18 protein-coding genes and 1 other annotated feature are annotated in these 17,416 nt (G+C 46.8%); of the genes, 7 read left to right on the top strand and 11 right to left on the bottom strand.

Annotated elements, in window-relative coordinates:
- The first annotated feature begins 306 nt into the window (after window positions 1-306).
- Window positions 307-807 carry a CarD family transcriptional regulator gene (locus tag CHH53_RS07820; protein ID WP_158221510.1) on the top strand — a complete coding sequence of 167 codons (501 nt, stop codon included), beginning with the start codon at window positions 307-309 and terminating at the stop codon, window positions 805-807.
- Between the two features lie 74 nt (window positions 808-881).
- Here the strand turns inward: CHH53_RS07820 and CHH53_RS07825 are convergent, their stop codons facing one another.
- Entirely contained in the window at window positions 882-1,298 is a 417-nt protein-coding gene (locus tag CHH53_RS07825) for an Lrp/AsnC family transcriptional regulator (RefSeq protein ID WP_095215572.1), read from the bottom strand.
- A 127-nt stretch (window positions 1,299-1,425) separates the two neighbouring features.
- Between CHH53_RS07825 and CHH53_RS07830 the strand changes: the two genes are divergently transcribed.
- From CHH53_RS07830 to CHH53_RS07840, 4 genes are all read left to right on the top strand, one after another.
- The gene (locus CHH53_RS07830; RefSeq protein WP_095215573.1) at window positions 1,426-2,187 is read left to right on the top strand and encodes an MBL fold metallo-hydrolase; all 762 of its coding nucleotides are present in this window, start codon (window positions 1,426-1,428) and stop codon (window positions 2,185-2,187) included.
- Window positions 2,188-2,608: 421 nt separating this feature from the next.
- A complete protein-coding gene (locus CHH53_RS17885; RefSeq protein WP_340081986.1) occupies window positions 2,609-2,857 on the top strand; it encodes a hypothetical protein in 249 nt (82 codons plus the stop codon).
- Entirely contained in the window at window positions 2,815-3,018 is a 204-nt protein-coding gene (locus tag CHH53_RS17890) for a GNAT family N-acetyltransferase (RefSeq protein ID WP_369819868.1), read from the top strand. Before CHH53_RS17885 ends, CHH53_RS17890 begins: the two co-directional genes overlap by 43 nt.
- Before the next feature lie 126 nt (window positions 3,019-3,144).
- Complete coding sequence (locus CHH53_RS07840) at window positions 3,145-3,441, top strand: putative quinol monooxygenase (protein WP_095215604.1); 297 nt, start codon at window positions 3,145-3,147, stop codon at window positions 3,439-3,441.
- Between the two features lie 271 nt (window positions 3,442-3,712).
- On the opposite strand, the gene CHH53_RS07845 is transcribed toward CHH53_RS07840, so the two are convergent.
- Window positions 3,713-4,255 (bottom strand): GNAT family N-acetyltransferase, encoded by a 543-nt coding sequence (locus CHH53_RS07845; RefSeq protein WP_095215574.1) that lies wholly within the window; start codon window positions 4,253-4,255, stop codon window positions 3,713-3,715.
- A 63-nt stretch (window positions 4,256-4,318) separates the two neighbouring features.
- Entirely contained in the window at window positions 4,319-6,973 is a 2,655-nt protein-coding gene (locus tag CHH53_RS07850; protein WP_095215605.1) for a valine--tRNA ligase, read from the bottom strand.
- Window positions 6,974-7,024: 51 nt separating this feature from the next.
- Window positions 7,025-7,262, bottom strand: a binding site (T-box leader).
- Window positions 7,263-7,384: 122 nt separating this feature from the next.
- Between CHH53_RS07850 and CHH53_RS07855 the strand changes: the two genes are divergently transcribed.
- A complete protein-coding gene (locus CHH53_RS07855) occupies window positions 7,385-7,573 on the top strand; it encodes a hypothetical protein (protein WP_095215575.1) in 189 nt (62 codons plus the stop codon).
- Here the strand turns inward: CHH53_RS07855 and CHH53_RS07860 are convergent, their stop codons facing one another.
- From CHH53_RS07860 to hemA, 8 genes are all read right to left on the bottom strand, one after another.
- On the bottom strand, window positions 7,574-8,587 hold the full coding sequence (locus CHH53_RS07860) for a protein kinase family protein (protein WP_095215576.1): 1,014 nt from the start codon (window positions 8,585-8,587) through the stop codon (window positions 7,574-7,576).
- A gap of 26 nt (window positions 8,588-8,613) precedes the next feature.
- Entirely contained in the window at window positions 8,614-10,335 is a 1,722-nt protein-coding gene (locus tag CHH53_RS07865; protein WP_095215577.1) for a LysM peptidoglycan-binding domain-containing protein, read from the bottom strand.
- 129 nt (window positions 10,336-10,464) lie between these two features.
- Window positions 10,465-11,757: a glutamate-1-semialdehyde 2,1-aminomutase gene (gene hemL / locus CHH53_RS07870; protein ID WP_095215578.1), complete on the bottom strand. Its 1,293-nt coding sequence runs from the start codon at window positions 11,755-11,757 to the stop codon at window positions 10,465-10,467.
- Between the two features lie 16 nt (window positions 11,758-11,773).
- Complete coding sequence (gene hemB, locus CHH53_RS07875; protein WP_095215579.1) at window positions 11,774-12,757, bottom strand: porphobilinogen synthase; 984 nt, start codon at window positions 12,755-12,757, stop codon at window positions 11,774-11,776.
- On the bottom strand, window positions 12,754-13,539 hold the full coding sequence (locus tag CHH53_RS07880; protein WP_095215580.1) for a uroporphyrinogen-III synthase: 786 nt from the start codon (window positions 13,537-13,539) through the stop codon (window positions 12,754-12,756). Before CHH53_RS07880 ends, hemB begins: the two co-directional genes overlap by 4 nt.
- On the bottom strand, window positions 13,536-14,468 hold the full coding sequence (gene hemC, locus CHH53_RS07885; protein ID WP_095215581.1) for a hydroxymethylbilane synthase: 933 nt from the start codon (window positions 14,466-14,468) through the stop codon (window positions 13,536-13,538). Before hemC ends, CHH53_RS07880 begins: the two co-directional genes overlap by 4 nt.
- Window positions 14,469-14,495: 27 nt before the next feature.
- Complete coding sequence (locus tag CHH53_RS07890; protein WP_095215582.1) at window positions 14,496-15,320, bottom strand: cytochrome C assembly family protein; 825 nt, start codon at window positions 15,318-15,320, stop codon at window positions 14,496-14,498.
- Window positions 15,321-15,336: 16 nt separating this feature from the next.
- On the bottom strand, window positions 15,337-16,692 hold the full coding sequence (gene hemA, locus CHH53_RS07895) for a glutamyl-tRNA reductase (protein ID WP_095215583.1): 1,356 nt from the start codon (window positions 16,690-16,692) through the stop codon (window positions 15,337-15,339).
- A gap of 218 nt (window positions 16,693-16,910) precedes the next feature.
- On the opposite strand from hemA, the gene CHH53_RS07900 reads away from it, so the two are divergent.
- Window positions 16,911-17,393 carry a LiaI-LiaF-like domain-containing protein gene (locus tag CHH53_RS07900; protein WP_095215584.1) on the top strand — a complete coding sequence of 161 codons (483 nt, stop codon included), beginning with the start codon at window positions 16,911-16,913 and terminating at the stop codon, window positions 17,391-17,393.
- Window positions 17,394-17,416: the final 23 nt, after the last annotated feature.

Genomic DNA, 17,416 nt, shown 5'->3' on the forward strand with positions numbered 1-17,416 from the left:
ATGGCCTCGAAGAAGAAAAGCTCCCAGATTGTAATTCGCGCTGTTCTTTGCACTGACTTACACCATCCGTCAGCTCTCTTTTGGCAGGGAGAACATACACTACTGCGATCCATTCAACGCTCATTTATTAATATAATGAGTATCCTACAGGAAATAGGATAAACAGTCAATATGTTTTTGTTATTATATTTTGTTCAATATCATATATTTCAAAGACAATTCGTGAAACGCAAGCAGTTGAGCAGACGAAAAGTGAAAAACTCCTTTGTGGTATAATAGAGGTATCTTTGAAGGGAGATTGTTAATTTGCTAAAAGGCGGAGATAGTGTATTCTATCCATTTCACGGAACAGGAACCATTGAGTCGAAGGAATATATGAGGGATAAAGAGTATTTCAAGATATTTTTCCCTTACAAAAAGCTGCATGTATTTATCCCAAGTCAGAGCGAAAATCAGAATGGCCTGCGCCCCATCATTTCATCAGAGCAACTAGAATTGGTAAAATTGGATTTTTATGAAAATGGTGTTCCTTTGCCTTCTTCAGTAAGTGAACGGTCAAAAGTCTTAGACAACAAGATGAAATCAGGTACCACTTTAGAAATCAGTCAGATACTAAGAGATTTGCTGCACTTCCATACTTCGGAAGGCCGTCTGTCTCAATCTGACAAAAAAATATTCAAGAATGCAGAAGAGTTCTTGATTGAAGAGATACAAGTAATCAAGGACATTTCATATGATCAGGCATCCGTCGATGTGAAAAATTTAGTTAAAAATCGTTTTAAGATAGATGTGCCAGCTTTCAAGTAAGATCATAAGACATGAAATGAGGAGGTACTCCAATCAGGATACCTCTTCATTTTATATACTTCCTCGTTTGCTGATCACTCCATGGTGTTGATGACAGTGGTCAATTTGTAATTCGCATACTTGTTCAATTGTGTCAGGAACTCATCCAAATCCTCATTTGACGGAAATCTGCATTCAAGGAGATAACAGCCATCCCCGCTGATTTTATAATGATGAAGCGTATATTCCGCCTGTTTTTTTATAAATGCAAGATAGGGCTGATGATGTAAACTCTGCGTAATAATGGTAATGAAAGCATGTATATGACAGCCTAATTCAGCTTGATTCACTTTGATCGTGTATCCTTCAATGATACCGCCATCTTCCAGCTTCGCTACTCTGGCAGAAGTGGCTTGTCCAGTCAAATGGACCTTCTCCCCCAATTCCTTCATCGTTACGCGGCTGTTCTTGGATAGCTCCTCCAAAATCCGAATGTCCGTATTATCCAACATGTTAAAAATCCTTTCATTAATCAAGTAAACCCTTCAAAATACTTGATTTGCGTTATGTAACTCCCATTACAGCCAGTATAGACTATACATTGTACAAAGAAAACTTTTAGTAAAGGAGCCACTGAATATGCAGATACAGCAAATTCGCAATGCAACCATACTGGTGAGCTATGCAGGGAAAAGGTTCTTGATCGACCCGATGTTAGCGGACAAAGGCGCCTATCCTCCATTCCCTGACTCACCACGGCAGGATCAGAATAACCCCCTCGCCGACTTGCCGATATCGATCGATGATATCCTTGATGGCGTTGATGCAGTTATTGTCACACACTTGCACTTGGACCATTGGGACGATGCCGCAAAAGAAGCACTCCCAAAAGATATAAAGCTATTTACGCAGAATGAGGAAGATGAAGCACAAATCAAAGATGCAGGATTCCAAAATGTCGAGGTACTGCAGAAGGATACGACTTTTGAAGGAATTCAATTAATCAAAACCAAGGGCGAACATGGAAGAGGCCCAATCTTGGAAGCTGCAGGCCAAGTATGCGGCGTTGTTTTCAAGCATCCAAGCGAAAAGACATTATACGTAGCAGGAGATACCGTTTGGTATGATGGTGTCAAAGAAGGAATCCATAAACATGCCCCGGAAGTTATCGTCGTTAACGGTGGAGACAATCAATTCCTGGAAGGCGGTTCCCTTGTCATGGGGAAAGACGATATTTATGAAGTTCATAAAGCCGCTCCCAACGCAAAAATAATCTCTGTTCATATGGAAGCTGTGAATCACTGGGGATTATCGAGGGCAGAGCTAAAGGATTTCATTCATGATAAAGGAATCCATGCCAATGTGCTAGTCCCAAATGATGGAGAGGCCTACAATTTCTAATCAGAAACATGCTTCATCAAGCTAAAATACTAGTTTTACCAAAGGATCATCCTAAAGGTAAAAGCCGATCTATTAACAATAGAGGTCTTTTACCTTTTCTTTATATTCAGAAGGCTGATGCTTCCCCAGCATTATTGTTTTCAGCAGTTAAATAATGTTTTCGTTTCACTTGAAAAATTCCATTGCTCTTCCGTAATGTCTATAAGCTGTTTTGACACTCCATATTGAAAGACGGATCAGAAAAGATACTGCAAAATATCTGAAATTGCATCCGCCCCTGCTTGTTTCGGATGCTTACATATCCTTTGTCGTTTCCATAAATCCTATGTGACCATATACCTTTTTCATTTGATGCATTTATAATAAGGTTATATGCTTTCCGCTCAGATCCCTACTATACTTCAAAGGGGTGATAATAAGAATGAAGCCTATCATCAAACCAATCCCAAAAGAAATGACCTGGAAAATACGTCATCTTGTTTTGTGGCCAGATAAACATCTTGATTATGTCATATTGGAACATGATGATGCCGGCCAACATTATGGACTTTTTATCAATGATAAATTAGTTCCGTCATCTCTCTATTCATTGAGGAAGATGAAGCCCAATTCAGGAAGTTTGCCACGCTGCCGGAAGAACAGGGCAAGCGATACGGCAGTATGCTGTTGAAATTCATATTAGGGAAATGCCAAAACATCGGTGTCAGCAGAGTATGGTGCAACGCGCGTCAGGATAAAGCATATTTCTATCATAAGTTCGGCTTAAAAGAGACAAGCCGTTTCCTTGTAAAAGGTGGATTAAAGTTTCCGATAATGGAGAAAATGATTTAAAATCATCCCTACATCATGCAAAGAACGGAAAGCGCTTTGTATTGGTTAAGAGGCAATCTGGTATATAATATGAAGCAGGCTCCTCTCCGATTGCCTATAGTAAATCAAAGTAAGCGAGGTAATATCATGATCACCATCCTAGCAACCTTATCAGCGAAAGCAGATAAACAAAAAGAGCTTAAAGAGGTTTTATTGGACGTTGTCGGCCCTTCACGCGCCGAAGCAGGCTGCATACTTTACGCTTTACATGAATCAGAGGAACACGATGGTACTTTTGTATTCTTTGAAAAGTGGAGTGATGAAGCGGCACTTCAAGCACATCTTGAAACCGAGCACTACCGGAAGTACAGGGAATCAAGCGAGCCGTATCTTGCATCACGCGAAGTAAAAAGACTGCATGATATATCTGGACTAAAAGGATGATAAAGCAGTAATCTAAGCAAAGGCAAGTAAAGAATCTGGATTTTTATTTCTTCCCGCTTCACACCTTTAATCCCCTGGATTCCGAATATGCTCTTTGTCTATTCGATGCTCCAGGTGGAGGTGTGAGCGTGAATCAATTATCTCCTGAAGCTGCCATTAGCAGCTCATTCACTTGCTGCAAAGCCAATACAAATCCTGCAATTAAAAGATTCTTTTCAGCATGATGGAGTGCCTACAAAAATTCTCAGAGGGTCCATTCCTATATTCCTGCTTACCTCCATCCCTCACGCAGCAGCGCATACACATTTGCATCATGGGCTTTCCCCCCATGATAATAATAACTGTGCAATAAGCCTTCCTTCATGAAGCCGTGTTTCTCCAGGAGTGCGGCAGAGGCTTCATTCTCCGGATAAACCATCGCCCCGATGCGGAGCAGATCCAATTCATGGAAGCAGTAGCCCAGTACAGCCTCCATCGCTTCACTCGCAAAACCTTTTTTCCAATGATCCGGATGCAGCTCATAACCGATTTCGGCTCGCCGGTTGCTGCGGTTCACTTGGTGCAGGCCGATGGTTCCCAGGAAGCGTCCTTCTTCCTTGCAGAACATGCCCCAGCGGATGACGCGGCCTTCCTGCAGGCCGCAGCGGAAGGAGGAGATGACTCGCTCTGCTTCTTCGATTGACTGCAGCGGCTCCATGCCGTAGTACTGCGTTACATTGGGGTCGGACAGGGCTGCAAATACGTATGGGGCATCGTTCATTTTTACTTCATCCAATATTATCCGTTTGGTTTCGAGCTTCTGGAATGGCAGCATTTTTATCTCTCCTTAAATAAAAAAAGACGCACTAGCAAAATTCTAGTGCGTCTTGTTGTGTGTTTAGCCTTTCAGTTCGTTGATGCGCTGCTGTACGCGTGCGCGTTTGTCTTCATAGTCTGCTTGCTTGGCACGTTCTTCGTCGACGATTTTTTGTGGTGCCTTGCTGATGAATCCTTGGTTGGCAAGCTTCTTCTCGACACGCTCGACTTCTTTCGTCCATTTATCAAGTTCTTTTTCAAGACGCTCGATTTCTTTGGAGATGTCGATCAAGCCTTCAAGCGGCAAATAAAGCTCTGCACCGGTGAGAACTGCCGACATTGCTTTATCCGGTGCCTGGATTTCTGTGGCAATCGTCAGCTCACTCGGGTTACAGAAACGTTCGATATAGTGCTGCTGCGCTTTGAGCTCCGCTTCGATCTCGCTGTCTTCTGCCTGGATGAGCAGCTGGATTTGCTTGGACATCGGTGTATCCACTTCTGCACGGATGTTGCGGACAGAGCGGATGATGCTCACAAGCCGTTTCATTTCTTCTGCTGCTTTTTCATCATGCAGGTCTTTGTTGACTGTCGGCCAGGCAGCAATCGTGATGGACTCCCCTTCATGCGGCAGCTGCTGCCAGATTTCCTCTGTGATGAATGGCATGAATGGGTGCAGCATGCGCATTGTCTGATCCAGTACATGGGCCAGGACAGAACGTGTCATCTGCTTCGCGTCTTCATCTTCGCCGTAAAGCGGCAGCTTCGCCATTTCGATATACCAGTCACACACATCATCCCAGATGAAGTTGTACAGATGACGGCCGGCTTCACCGAATTCATACTTCTCGGCATTGTATGTCACTGCTTCGATTGTTTCGTTCAAGCGGGTAAGGATCCATTTATCGGCCAGACTCTTCTCTTTGGACAGATCGATGTCTTCGTATTTCAAGCCTTCCATGTTCATCAAGGCGAAGCGGGAAGCATTCCATATCTTATTGGCAAAGTTCCATGTCGATTCAACTTTTTCCCATTGGAAGCGCAAATCCTGACCCGGTGATGAGCCAGTCGATAGGAAGTAACGCAAGGAGTCGGCACCATATTTCTCGATGACATCCATCGGATCGACACCGTTCCCAAGGGATTTACTCATCTTACGGCCTTCTCCATCCCGCACAAGGCCATGGATCAATACATCCTTGAATGGGCGCTTGCCAGTGAATTCCTTGGATTGGAAGATCATCCGGCTTACCCAGAAGGCGATGATATCATAGCCTGTCACAAGTACATCGGTCGGGAAGTAGCGTTTGAAATCGGCTGCGTCCGTGTTTGGCCAATCCATTGTCGAGAACGGCCATAGGGCGGATGAGAACCATGTATCCAGTACATCCTGATCTTGTTCCCAGTTCTCGATGTCTGCCGGCGCTTCCTTGCCTACGTATACCTCGCCTGTTTCTTTATGGTACCAAGCCGGGATACGATGTCCCCACCAGAGCTGACGGGAAATACACCAGTCACGGATGTTTTCCATCCAATACGTGTAGGTCCTTTCGAATCGCTCTGGCACGAAGCTGATTTTGTCTTCCCCAGCCTGCAATTCCAATGCTTGCTTGGCTAATGGTTCCATGTTTACGAACCACTGCGTGGATAGATATGGTTCCACTACAGCACCGCTTCGTTCGGAATGTCCGACGCTGTGCATATGTTCTTCGATTTTGAACAGGATACCTTGCTCCTGCAGATCTTTGACAATTTGCTTGCGCGCCTCGAAACGATCCAAGCCATTATATTTACCGGCATTTTCGTTCATTGTGCCATCCTCATGCATGACAAGGATACGCTCAAGATCATGGCGATTGCCTACCTCAAAGTCATTCGGATCATGGGCAGGGGTGATTTTCACCGCACCGGAACCGAATTCCATGTCTACATACTCATCAGCCACGATCGGGATCTCGCGGTTTACTTCCGGCAGGATGACGGTTTTGCCGATCAAGTGCTGGTAGCGCTCGTCATCCGGGTGTACAGCTACTGCCGTATCGCCAAGGAATGTTTCCGGACGTGTCGTCGCAATCTCGATATGTCCAGTTCCATCTGCCAAAGGATAGCGCATATGGTAGAAATGACCTTGCACATCTTTGTGGATGACCTCGATATCGGATAGCGCCGTTTTGGCGACTGGATCCCAGTTGATGATATATTCGCCGCGGTACAGCAAGCCTTTTTCATACAGCGTGACGAATACTTCTTTCACCGCCTCGGAAAGGCCCTCATCCAGTGTGAAACGCTCACGCGAATAATCAAGGCCAAGTCCCAGCTTGGACCATTGCTTGCGGATGAAGCTCGCATATTCTTCTTTCCATTCCCAGCTCTTCTCCAGGAAGCCTTCACGCCCTAAATCATAACGGCTGATGCCTTGTTCACGAAGTTTGGCATCCACTTTCGCCTGTGTCGCAATGCCGGCATGGTCCATACCCGGGAGCCAAAGCACATCGTAGCCTTGCATCCTCTTCATGCGGGTGATGATATCCTGCAATGTCGTATCCCAAGCGTGACCGAGGTGAAGTTTTCCGGTTACGTTCGGCGGCGGGATCACGATGGAGTATGGCTGTTTGCTTTCATCTCCGGTGGCCTCGAAATATTTGCCGTCGAGCCAGAACTGATAGCGGCCCGATTCGATGCTGGCAGGATCGTATTTGGACGGCAGGGAGTTGGTTTCTTGTGATTTGTCTGTTGTCATGCCTGGTTCCTCCTTCAATGCTTTTGGTGACATATAAAAACCCTTCTCATCCAAAAGGACGAAAAGGGTCAGTTTCCGTGGTACCACCTTCATTTGCCAACACAAGACAGCTGTGTCGCACACTCGAGGGAGATAACGGCTCTTCACCGGCTTCCCCTACTGACATCCGTGTTCAGGGTCGCTGCATACAGGGCGACATTCTACTGCAGGTTTCCGGGAAACTTCCACCAATTGCTTCCCTCTCTAGTATGGATCCTTACACTATACTCTTCCCTGTCAAAGCATTTATATCATGTATAGCTTATTGTATCCACTTTACCGTAAAAAAGTCAATGCAGTCGCATATTTTTTTCAAAAAAGGGTAAACGCCTAGCTTTTCCCATTCATATACTTTCTACAGGAGGGATGAAAATGAGTAAAATCAACCGCAACAACATGCCTGGCTTTCTCCGGTATTGGATCAATGTCACCGAAAAGGCGATGGTCCCGCTGATCATCTTCCAGTTCATCCGTACATTGCTGTTCCCGTCGATATTGGATATTTTATTGCTCGGGGGATTGATCGCTCTTTACTTCAGCTTCCAGGCTAAATCATTCTGATCAAGCTTCTTCATCTTCTTGGTTTTCCTGATTCCGTAAATCCTGGAAATAGGATTGCACTTGGAGGGCCTGTGTCAGCTGCCTATGTGTCTGGGTCAATTCCTGTACGACAGCAGGAGTATTCGCCTTTTGCGGTGCATTTACATACTGCCTGATTTGCTTCAAATACCGTCCCGGGTGCAGCAGATGCAGCATGAGCAGGCTCTCTTCATTTTTCTTCATTTGCCGATATTCCTCATATGAGTGCAGATAATAAGGCGGACTCGTCACATTGCTGTCGGCAAAACGCCATTCTTCTTTATAATAGGCCGCAAGATCCAAGCTGGGATTGCCAAGCTTGGTTTTTTCCCAATTAAGTAAGTGCAGCGTACTGCCCTCCTGCACATGGGAAGGGCGTAAATTACCGTGCAGCACACTGTGCTCCATCTCGGGGTCTTCCTTCAGATCCGCATCATAATGGTCATACCATTTATCCAGCATGGCGGACACATGCTCCAAATCCTTATAATGGGTGCAGACAAGCAGCGGCACGACGCCCATATACGTTTGGGATTCAAACCGCTCCACCAAGCCCAAAAGCTCCTCCCTGTCCTGCTGGAGCTTTTCTTTTTGCTTTCGGATGGCCAAAGCATAAGCCTCATAATCGATTGGATAGCGTTTGCTGGAGGAGGCATGGATTTTTCCGAGTGTGGAGAACAGCATTTCATAAGGATGATCCGGTTCATCTGTACGATGCCGTTCAAGCCATGGCATCAAATAATACACTTCCCCTTCATCCACTACATAGAAGTTCTCCTGCAATGTCTGATAGACCGGCGGAACTCCTTCACGGTAGAAATTATGCTTGCCTTGGACGACCATCAGCCAGCGGTCGAGCCGCTCCGGATGGAGGGATGACCTTTTTAAAGCAAAAGCCGCCTGGTGCGTTTGCACTTTAGACAGGCGACTGGTAATGGTGTGAACCGAGGCTGGCGTGATGCCATAGGCAGCTAGTATTCGGTCGATATTTTCCATCTAGCACACCCCGTTCATTATATTGATCAGTTCTTCTTCTGCCGCCGCTGCGGTATGACCAGCAGCTGGCCCTCCGATACTGTCTCCTCCTCCAAATTATTGGAGCTGGCAATCGAGCTCACCGGCACATCATATCGCGTCGCAATCTTTTCCAATGTATCCCGCTCCTGGACGATACAGACACGGACCTTTGTAAATGTCTCTTCCCTGGTCCCGAACATATTGACTAGGAAATTGCCGCTGTCCTTCCGTTCCGCTGCCTCTTCTGCTTCCTCTGCCACTTCCGACACTTCGAGATCCTCGGGCTGAAGCTCCTGGTTCACTGGGAGTGCCTGCTCTTCATATGCGTCTTCCTCATCCATTTCATCAGTGGTCAAATCAGCCTGCGGCACCTCTGTCGGTTCCGCCGACTTACTGCCGAAGAATTCACTGAATGTCTTCGTCTCTTTATATTTCCATCTATCATCCTCTTCAGGTGTCAAAAGCGGCGGAGTCTCAAAATCGACCTGCTCAGACTCCCGCGGCGCTTCGTCTGCTTGCTTTGCCTGATAGGTGAAAGTGAAGTCAGGGGAGCCAGCCGGCTCTTCATGCGGCAGCTCCCGATCCAGGTATTGGACATCTTCATCGTTCGCTTGACGGAAGTCGGCCGCTTGATAGGCATCCTCCAATTCATCAGGAAGTACAAACAATTCCTCTTGATTCCATTCCGCCTCAGGGTCAAGCGTCTCGTCCTGCAGCTCCTCTGCTTCATAACCCGCATCAGCAGATGCCTTCTCCGATTGAATATTCACTCTAGGTGAGGCTGGGACTTCCTCCTGTTCGTCCTGCCCTTCTTTATAAACCAGTCTTTCTTCTGCTTCAGTATATTCCTCGGACAGCTGATAATCTGTTTCCATCATCTGATTTCCTTCGTTCGCTTGCTCTTCCCGTGCTTCACCAGCAGCTTCGTCTTCTGCCGGCTCTGTATATTCAGGCACAAACTGATAAGCTTGCTCCTTCAACGCCTCATTGTCACGATTTTCCTCAGCTGCTTCCTCCGAATCTGCTTCTATCTCTTCGGATTTTGCATATTCCTCTTGAGAGAACTGATAAGCTCCGGTTTGTTGAGCATCACCCGGATCTGCAAATGATTCCGCCTGCTCCTGTTCCTCTTTGAAAAATTGATAGCCTTGCTGATTGCTTTGATGATCTTCTTGGGATTCCGCTTCGATCCGGTCCGCAATCTCCTCTGTATAGGATTGTGCTGGTTCTGCTTGCTGGAAGGCCGCATCCGGGTAAAATGGCTGTTCCGGCAAATCCGGTCTTACTTGCCTTCTCTCTTCCTGTACGCCGTAGATTGCCACAGTTGCCTGCAATTCAAGCACATTGCTGCCGGGAATATCATAATCAAAATTGTCAATTGCTACATACACATCTTTCAGCTGCTTGATCCGATATTTCGGAACAGAAATCTCGACAGGGAATCGATGATAAAATGTATTTGTCCCTCCCTCCAGCTTCTCGACTTTCTCCAACTCCCTCGTCCCCGGACTTACTGCTACGGCAGTACCTTCGACGACATCCTGAACAGGATGGTATTCCCCGGTAAGTTCGATCACACCTCGGACAGAAATTTCTTGCTCAAACTCCTGGATACTGATATCCGGCTCCAATGCGATTCCGATCAAATCCTGCAGCTGTGCGTCGGCACGGAAACTGAGCGATTCTTGTATATCAAACATAAATGGTGTTGTCTCATTCGTAGACAAGTGGAATCCTCCTTCCAAGATTTAAGCGTTCCTAATCATTAAAACCTATGCGGACGCCAAGTCACATATGTAAGGAAAATCCTCTTGTCCCCATGAAAAAAAGCCCAAGCGTTAGCTTGGACTCATCAGTCAGGATGCTGCAATTTTTTTGAATGCTTGTCTTGCTGCTTCGATTGTCGTTTCAATATCCTCATCCGTATGGGCAGCCGACAGGAATAGTCCCTCGAATTGGGAAGGAGGCAGGAAGATGCCTGCTTCGATCATTTCCCGATAATACATGGAGAAATGATCCAGATTGGATGTTTGGGCCGTCTCGAAGTTAATGACAGGCGTATCCGTAAAGAAGACGCCAACCATGGAACCGGCGCGGTTCACTTGCAATGGGATACCGAATTCCTCCGCAGCTGCTTTGTAGCCTTCTGCAAGGCGGTCGGCATGGGCATTGATACGTTCATATGCCGCCTTATCCATTGCTGTCAGAGTCTCATAGCCGGCTGTCATCGCAAGCGGATTTCCAGAAAGCGTACCAGCTTGATAAATATCACCTGCTGGAGCAACACGTTCCATGATCTCCTTGCGGCCGCCATAAGCACCGACAGGAAGTCCGCCGCCGATGATCTTGCCAAGGCAAGTCAAATCGGGCTCCACGCCGAAATGGCCTTGCGCAGAATGATAACCGACACGGAATCCTGTCATTACTTCATCAAAAATCAGCAGTGTGCCATGCTGTTTGGTAATGTCGCGGAGTCCTTCAAGGAATCCTGGCTGAGGAGGAACAACGCCCATATTACCGCACACCGGCTCTGCAATGACAGCCGCTATATCATCACCGAACTGTTCAAATGCATATTTCACGCTTTCCAGGTCATTATACGGAACCGTGATCGTATTACGTGCAATTGTTTCCGGTACCCCAGGGCTATCCGGCAATCCAAGTGTTGCAACCCCGGAACCAGCCTTGATCAAAAGGGAGTCCCCATGGCCGTGATAGCTGCCGACGAATTTCAGGATTTTATCGCGGCCGGTATAGCCTCGCGCCAGACGAAGCGCACTCATGGTCGCCTCCGTTCCGGAGTTCACCATGCGGACGATATCCATGGATGGGATACGCTCTTTCACCAATGCCGCCATCTTGTTTTCAATCACAGTCGGCGCTCCGAAGCTCGTCCCTTTTTCGGTGATCTTTTTCAGACCTTCCACGACCCGATCATCGGCATGTCCCAGGATAAGGGGTCCCCAGCTCAACACATAGTCGATGTACGTATTGCCATCGATATCCGTGATTTTGGAGCCTTTTCCGCTATCCATGAAAATCGGATCCATCCCTACGGATCGGAACGCACGGACAGGGGAGTTAACCCCGCCGGGCATATGCTGCTTCGCTTCTTCGAATGCTGCTATCGATTTTTCAAAGCTTTTCATCAGAATTCCTCCCTAGTCAATTATCTTCCTTCAGCCATCTTGCCACGTCTTTGGCAAAGTAAGTCATGATTAAATCCGCACCGGCACGTTTCATGCCGATCATTTTCTCCATGACGATCGCTTTCTCATCGATCCAGCCGTTCAAAGCAGCAGCCTTCACCATGCTGTATTCCCCGCTGACGTTGTAAGCAACGATCGGTGCGTTGAATTGATTCCGGACATCACGGATGATATCCAAGTAAGCAAGCGCTGGCTTCACGATAAGGAAGTCGGCATCCTCTTCGATATCGGATGTCGCTTCGCGGAGGGCTTCCCTTCTGTTGGAAGGATCCATCTGATACGTTTTGCGGTCACCGAACTGCGGCGCGCCATCCGCCGCTTCGCGGAATGGACCATAGAAGGCAGACGCGTATTTGACAGAATAAGCCATAATCGGAATATTGGTAAAACCGGCTTCATCCAGTCCTTTGCGGATTGCTTGCACATAGCCGTCCATCATATTGGAAGGGGCGATGATATCCGCTCCCGCTTTCGCCTGGCTCACTGCAGTGTCTACCAAATAGCCCAGTGATTCATCATTATCGATTATTCCGTCATGCACGATACCGCAATGACCGTGGGATGTATATTCGCAGAGGCAAGTATCTGCGATCAATAGAAGCTCAGGGAATTCCTCTTTTGTCTGACTGATTGCCCGCTGTACGATACCGTGATCATGGAAAGCACCTGATCCGACTTCATCCTTCTCAGCAGGAATACCGAAGAACAATACGGATTTGATACCCAAATCGCTTACTTCCTTCATTTCAGCTGACAAATTGTCCAAAGACAGCTGGAATACACCCGGCATGGAAGAAACTTCATTGCGCACATTTTCTCCCTCGACAACGAAAACCGGATAAATCAAGTCATCCACTGTCACTTCTGTTTCTCTTACTAATGCCCGCATATTTGCTGAAGTACGCAAACGGCGGTGGCGTTTGAATTCTGCCATTGTCATTCACCTGTCCTTTGTTCATAAAAATGTACTAACCTATCAATCATTGCTTCTGCCGTATACTGAGCAGGCAGCAGGATATTACGGAAACCATGCCGCTTGGCAGCTTCCTCGGTTGTCGGTCCGATGACGAGACAAAGTTTATCAAGCTGGTTCCGTTCCATTTCAGCGTCATCGATGAAAGCAAGGAAGACCTCGATGGACGATGGACTCGTAAACGTCAACACTTCCGGCTGTTCCCGTTTCAGGACATCGAGAAGCATTTCTTGATTGCTTTTCTCCTCTACCGTATCATAGACAACCATTTTCTCAAATACAAAGCCATTTTGTTTCAATCCATTTGCCAATGCCGGACGTGATAAATTCCCCTGGATCAGCAGGATCCGGCTGGCAGGGTCATGCGCTTCGGAAAACGCAGCAGCCAGGGCATCCGCTGTGTACGCATCCGGCACCAAATCAACTTCCCTGCCGAAAAGTCTCGTTATCGCTTCCGCTGTCTTCTGTCCGACTGCTGCAATCCGGCAATGACCCCACTTCTCAAAGCTGGAATAGGTGCGCAGCAATGCATGGAAATGCTCCACTCCGTTTTTACTGGAGAAAAAAAGCCAATCGAATCTTTCGCCTTCCTGACAGAGCTTCTCATTTTTATCATCAAATCTTGATTGAAAATTCAAGAGCGGAACCATGATCGGTTCAGCTCCTGCCTGAACCAGCTTTTCTGCCAAGCGGAATGCCTGCTGTTTCGGGCGCGTTACGAGCACCTTCACGGCCGGCAGCCGGCTCATTGGGATTCCGACTCCCGGATCGCTTCATTGACAATTTCTTGCGCACCTTGCTGCTGCATTCTTTCCGCGGCAAGTTTACCGACTTCCTGCGGATCAGCACCGCGGACTTCTTCCTTGAATACTTGTTTGCCGTCAGCGGAAGCAATCAATGCCGTCAGCACGACATCATCATCTTCCATATGGGCAACGCCAGCAATCGGTACCTGGCAGCTGCCGTTCATCAAATATAGGAATGTCCGTTCAGCAGCGACTGTCTGCTGTGTATAGGAATCATTGATCTTTGTCAAAAGCTCCACCAATTCCGTGTCGGTATCGCGGCATTCGATTGCCAAAGCGCCTTGTCCGATCGCTGGCAGGCAGAGATCTGTTTCGAGGAATTCAGTGACGATATCATCGCCCCATCCCATACGCTTCAAACCAGCGGCAGCCAATACGATCGCATCGAAATCTTCATTTTCCAGTTTCTTCAGACGGGTGTCGATATTTCCGCGAATCGGTTTGATCTCGATATCAGGACGGACAGCGAGTATCTGCGCTGCACGGCGCAGACTGCTCGTCCCGACAACGGCTCCTTCGGGAAGTTCCTTCAACGGGATGCCATTTTTTGAGATCAAAGCATCCCGATAGTCCTCCCTGACCGGCACACTTGCAATCGTCAAGCCAGCAGGAAGCTCTGATGGCATATCCTTCATACTATGTACGGCCATATCGATTTCTTCGTCATACATAGCTTGCTCGATTTCCTTGACGAACAACCCTTTTCCGCCAACTTTTGAAAGGGTGACGTCCAGGATTTTGTCCCCCTTGGTCTTTATTTTCTTGATTTCGAAATCATATGGCGCTCCAGCCCGTTTCAGCTGCTCGATAACCCATTTTGTCTGTGTAAGCGCCAGATTGCTTTTTCTTGAACCAACGATAATTTTACGCATTGCTCTACCTCCTAAGAAACTAGGGATTTACCCATTGAAATGAAATGATGAGTACGTGCTGAATAAGAAGAAATTGATGATCAAGATGAGGAAAGCAGCAATTGCGTAGAACGCCAAGCTTTTGCCTCTCACCCCTCTTCCCAGACGCAGGAACAGATAGATTGCATATACCGCCAATACCGTCAGCGAACCGATTGTCTTCCAATCAATCCAATAGAAGGCAGCCGCAGTCGTATAAGCCCACACGATCCCCATGACGATGGATAGCAGCAGCAAAGGCGTACCGATCGTAATGGAGATGAATGTATATGTCTCTAGCTTGCCCAAGTCGCCAAGCCTCGTCCACCATCTATACCCTTTTTTCCGCTTCAGCAGCTGGAATTGCAGCAAATACATACCAGAAAAGACGAAGGAAAGTGTAAAGAATCCATAAGCCACGATAGCCAGTGTCACATGTGCTATCAGCACTTCATCCATGAATGGAATCGTCTGCGTCCATTCCCGCTCATAAGCTGAGCTTGCGATATATAACAGCATCATAAAAAAGCCGACCACATTCAGGAAGAAGGTGAGAAAATCGACTTTGTAGATGCGATTGATGAATAGAGAAAGCGATACAAGGACCCAAGCATAGAAGTATAACCCTTCATAGACATCCTTGACCGGCAGTCCAGCATGCGCAATCATTTCCTGCAATAAAAAAAGGCTCTGGAAGAACCAAACCAATGTAAGCAAACGGAAGGCGAAAACATTCGCCTTCCGATTCTTTTGTATAAAATCGATGAAATAGCTAAAAATGCTGGCTGCATATAGTAATAAAATGATTTCATAAAGATAAGCTGGTACCTGCATCTATAAGCCCTTCTTTTTATCTGGTTGTGGAAGCATTTGGTACAGACGGAAGCTCTTTGGATTCAGAGCGCTCCAGTTTGACAATATTATTTTGTTTATCCAGGACCGTCTTGTCGATTCCGAAAATCTCCGCGAATTGACGGATGAGCTCTTCGCTGTTTTCACGGCCGGCAAGCTCTTTTGCCTGCATGATCGGCTGTTTGAGCAGCTGATTGATGATACTTTTCGTATGCTTGTTCAGCACCCGTACATCACGTTCGCTAAGATCTGGCAGCTTGCGTTCCAGGCTTTTCATCGTTTCAGCTTGAATCGCGGCTGCTTTACGGCGAAGCTCGGAGATGACTGGCACGACACCCAATGTCTGCAGCCATACTTTGAAATCGACGATGCCGCCTTCGATCATGATTTCGATTTTCTCCACTGCTTCCTGACGGGCAGCCAAATTCGCATCGACTACATCCTGCAGATCATCGATGTCATATAGGAACGTGCTGTCCAATTCATCCACATCCGGATTGATATCACGCGGTACCGCAATATCGACCAAGAACAAAGGCTGACCTTTCCGTTCTTTCAGCACCGGCTGCAGCATTTGCTTATCCAGCACATATCCTGGAGCCCCTGTGGAGCTGATGACGATATCCGCATTTTGCAAAGCTGTATCCAATTCATCCCATCCGGCTGCTGTACCATTGAACAAAGCGGCCAGCTGTTCAGCTTTTTCTTTCGTGCGATTGACCACCGTAACATCTTTGACGCCTGAACCGTGCAGATTTCTTACTGCAAGTTCCCCCATTTTACCAGCGCCTACGATGACGATGCGTTTGGAAGAAATATCCCCGAATATCTTCTTGGATAATTCCACCGCTGCGTAACTTACAGAAACGGCATTTTCCCCGATTCCCGTTTCTGTATGCGCACGTTTAGCCAATGTCACAGCTTGCTTGAACAGCTCATTATAAATCGTTCCGGATGTATGGAGCTCCTGCGCTTTTTGGAACGAGCGTTTCAGCTGTCCAAGAATCTGTGTTTCCCCTACAACCATGGAATCCAATCCGCTTGCTACACGGAATAGATGCTCCATGGCTCTTTCATCCTCATGAAATGTAAGATAAGATGCAATCTCGTCTTTATCGATTCCGAACCATTCGGACAAGAAATTCTTTATATAATAGCGGCCAGTATGCATTTGATCGACCACTGCATAAATCTCCGTACGGTTGCATGTCGAGATGATGACATTCTCGAGCATGCTTTTCTGGTTGGAGAGTGCTTGCATCGCTAAGCCAAGCTCTTCTTCCTTGAAGCTTAGTTTTTCTCTTATTTCAATCGGGGCTGTGCGATGATTGATTCCTGCAACTAACATGTACATTCCCTTTTTCCCCCTTGAAAACCTTTCGCTCATACCAGTATAACACTATGGTATCAATGTCCTATGCAAATTTGTGAACAGAATCGCAAACAATTGTGTTAGGATAGAGTGTGTGTTTGTGAATGATTTCATAAGTACATATAACAAGTTAACACAGATAGTCATGATAATCAACGATTTAATCTTATTTAATAATAATTATTATGTGGAGAGATGTTATGTCGAAGAAAAACGCATTTGCCGGCTTCCTCTTGCTAGGTGTCGGTGCTTATTTCCTGCTGCGACAGTTACGTGTTCCCTTGTTTGTCGACTTTTATTCTTGGCCGACATTATTGATCATCATCGGTGCGGCACTGCTATTGCATGCTTATCTTACGAAAGATCATAAAAACTTATTCGCTGGGTACTTCATACTTGGTCTTGGCCTGCACTTCCATGGACTGAAGCATTACAGCTTTTGGACCGATAGCTGGGGAGTTTATCCGATGCTTGCCGGGGCTGCTTTATTCATCTCAGCATTAAAAACAAAAAAAGGCTTCGTTTGGGCTATATTGCTGCTGGCTCTTGGTATCTTCGCCATTGCAGCGCCAAAACAGCCTGCCTGGTTCGGCTGGCTCGACAGAACAGCCGGTATCATCAGTGATTTTTGGCCTGTTCTGCTTATCTTGGCAGGTGCTTATCTGCTTTTCAGAAAAAAATAACCGTACAAGCTTGCGCTTGTACG

The sequence above is a fragment of the Terribacillus sp. 7520-G genome, from assembly GCF_002271665.1.
GTDB lineage: Bacteria > Bacillota > Bacilli > Bacillales > Amphibacillaceae > Terribacillus.

Coding starts and splice junctions, on each gene's coding strand:
- CHH53_RS07830 (WP_095215573.1), top strand. CDS start 1,426: ATGCAGATACAGCAAATTCGCAATGCAACCATACTGGTGAGCTATGCA.
- CHH53_RS07900 (WP_095215584.1), top strand. CDS start 16,911: ATGTCGAAGAAAAACGCATTTGCCGGCTTCCTCTTGCTAGGTGTCGGT.
- hemB (WP_095215579.1), bottom strand. CDS start 12,757: ATGACAATGGCAGAATTCAAACGCCACCGCCGTTTGCGTACTTCAGCA.
- hemL (WP_095215578.1), bottom strand. CDS start 11,757: ATGAAAAGCTTTGAAAAATCGATAGCAGCATTCGAAGAAGCGAAGCAG.
- CHH53_RS07855 (WP_095215575.1), top strand. CDS start 7,385: ATGAGTAAAATCAACCGCAACAACATGCCTGGCTTTCTCCGGTATTGG.
- hemA (WP_095215583.1), bottom strand. CDS start 16,692: ATGTACATGTTAGTTGCAGGAATCAATCATCGCACAGCCCCGATTGAA.
- CHH53_RS07860 (WP_095215576.1), bottom strand. CDS start 8,587: ATGGAAAATATCGACCGAATACTAGCTGCCTATGGCATCACGCCAGCC.
- CHH53_RS17885 (WP_340081986.1), top strand. CDS start 2,609: ATGAAGCCTATCATCAAACCAATCCCAAAAGAAATGACCTGGAAAATA.
- CHH53_RS07850 (WP_095215605.1), bottom strand. CDS start 6,973: ATGACAACAGACAAATCACAAGAAACCAACTCCCTGCCGTCCAAATAC.
- CHH53_RS07880 (WP_095215580.1), bottom strand. CDS start 13,539: ATGAGCCGGCTGCCGGCCGTGAAGGTGCTCGTAACGCGCCCGAAACAG.
- CHH53_RS07845 (WP_095215574.1), bottom strand. CDS start 4,255: ATGCTGCCATTCCAGAAGCTCGAAACCAAACGGATAATATTGGATGAA.
- hemC (WP_095215581.1), bottom strand. CDS start 14,468: ATGCGTAAAATTATCGTTGGTTCAAGAAAAAGCAATCTGGCGCTTACA.
- CHH53_RS07840 (WP_095215604.1), top strand. CDS start 3,145: ATGATCACCATCCTAGCAACCTTATCAGCGAAAGCAGATAAACAAAAA.
- CHH53_RS07825 (WP_095215572.1), bottom strand. CDS start 1,298: ATGTTGGATAATACGGACATTCGGATTTTGGAGGAGCTATCCAAGAAC.
- CHH53_RS07890 (WP_095215582.1), bottom strand. CDS start 15,320: ATGCAGGTACCAGCTTATCTTTATGAAATCATTTTATTACTATATGCA.